Below are 1,325 nucleotides of genomic sequence, written 5' to 3'. Positions count from 1 at the left end.
TCGATTGTTAACAAGACCGCTATGTGATCAAATGTTACCTCAATTTTACCAGACTCATCTTCAAAGTCGATTAAACGCCACTAAATTTCTAACCCTTCAAGTGGTATAAGTAGAAATTATGAATTACTCAATTGACATTCGTCCGGTGATACCTGATGATGTACCTATTCTATTCGAGCTAATCATGGCTCTGGCTGACCATGAAAAGCTCTCCCACAAGGTCACTGGCACATGCGAACAACTTCATAAAAGTTTGTTTAGTTCTCATCCTGAGGCCGAGGCAATCCTTGCTTGTGCAGATGGTGTACCGACTGGATTCGCTCTTTACTTCTTCAATTTCTCTATTTATTTGATGAAACCCGGTCTATATTTAGAAGCTCTGTTTGTTCTACCTAACTATCGTCGTCAGGGTGTAGGAAGTAAAATTTTTGGCTATTTGGCAAAGATGGCACTTGATAAAGGCTGTGGGCGATTTGAGTGGAGTGTGCTCAATTGTAATGAAAGTGCGATCGCATTCTACAAACAGCAAGGTGCAACCTTTCTCAACGACTGGCGGACTTGTCGCCTTGCTGGTGATGCCTTAGCGGCATTCTCTTCAACTTAAATAGGTTTTTTTCAAGTTTTAAGCTTTTTCCATTTTACAGTTAATTAAACCTACCTACTTAGGACAATCAATATGCTATCCCTTGCTCACGAATTTTATTTTTCCGAAGAAATCTTTGCCTTAGAAAAGAAGCGTTGTAAATTTAATGATATTTTTTTAGGACACAGTAGCTTTGTCAACGAATCTCAGAACTATTATGTGTTGCCACACACTAAGGACACAAAGGTTCTCATCCATGATGGAGAGAACATTCAGGTTCTGCCAAACATTTGTAAACATCGTTATGCAACCCTGCTCAAAGACAAAGGACATTGTCGCAGCATTGTCTGTCCAGTGCATTCCTGGTCATATGATCTCAATGGGAAGATGTTGAGTTCGGCTAATATAGAATGCGATCATGCCCTACACTCTCTAGAAAAGGAATCCATCGATAGTTATGATGGTTTTGTGTTTCCTAAAAACGAGTCTGCCTTGAAAGGTGCTCTAGAAACTTCTAAAGCATTTGCAAATATTAACTTCGAGAAGCTAAGGTTCTATGCCCATGATCGCTTCTTCGTTAAGGTAAATTGGAAAAGCTATATGGATACCTTTCTAGATAATTACCACTTAGAAGCATATCATCCTAACTTTAAAACCTTTCTAGATTCAAGATGTATTGAATCGATTTTCCGAGATGATTTTAGTGTTCAAGCGATACATCTTAGAGAAAAAATCCAAATAA

At 38.6% G+C, this 1,325-nt stretch carries 2 protein-coding genes; both read left to right on the top strand.

Annotation, left to right across the window (positions count from 1 at the left end; all coding sequences use genetic code 11):
- Positions 1–118: 118 nt before the first annotated feature.
- Positions 119–604 carry a GNAT family N-acetyltransferase gene (locus tag F6K53_RS42955; protein ID WP_293057963.1) on the top strand — a complete coding sequence of 162 codons (486 nt, stop codon included), beginning with the start codon at positions 119–121 and terminating at the stop codon, positions 602–604.
- 72 nt (positions 605–676) lie between these two features.
- Positions 677–1,325, top strand: a 649-nt coding sequence (locus tag F6K53_RS42950) for a Rieske 2Fe-2S domain-containing protein (protein ID WP_293086744.1), incomplete at its 3' end; no start/stop codon positions are given.

Source organism: Moorena sp. SIO4A1 (genome assembly GCF_010672065.1).
Classification (GTDB): Bacteria; Cyanobacteriota; Cyanobacteriia; order Cyanobacteriales; family Coleofasciculaceae; genus Moorena.
This window is presented reverse-complemented; position numbering and strand designations above follow the sequence as displayed.

Bases quoted from the DNA above. Each gene is read 5' to 3' on its own strand.
- F6K53_RS42955 (WP_293057963.1), top strand. From the start codon at position 119: ATGAATTACTCAATTGACATTCGTCCGGTGATACCTGATGATGTACCT.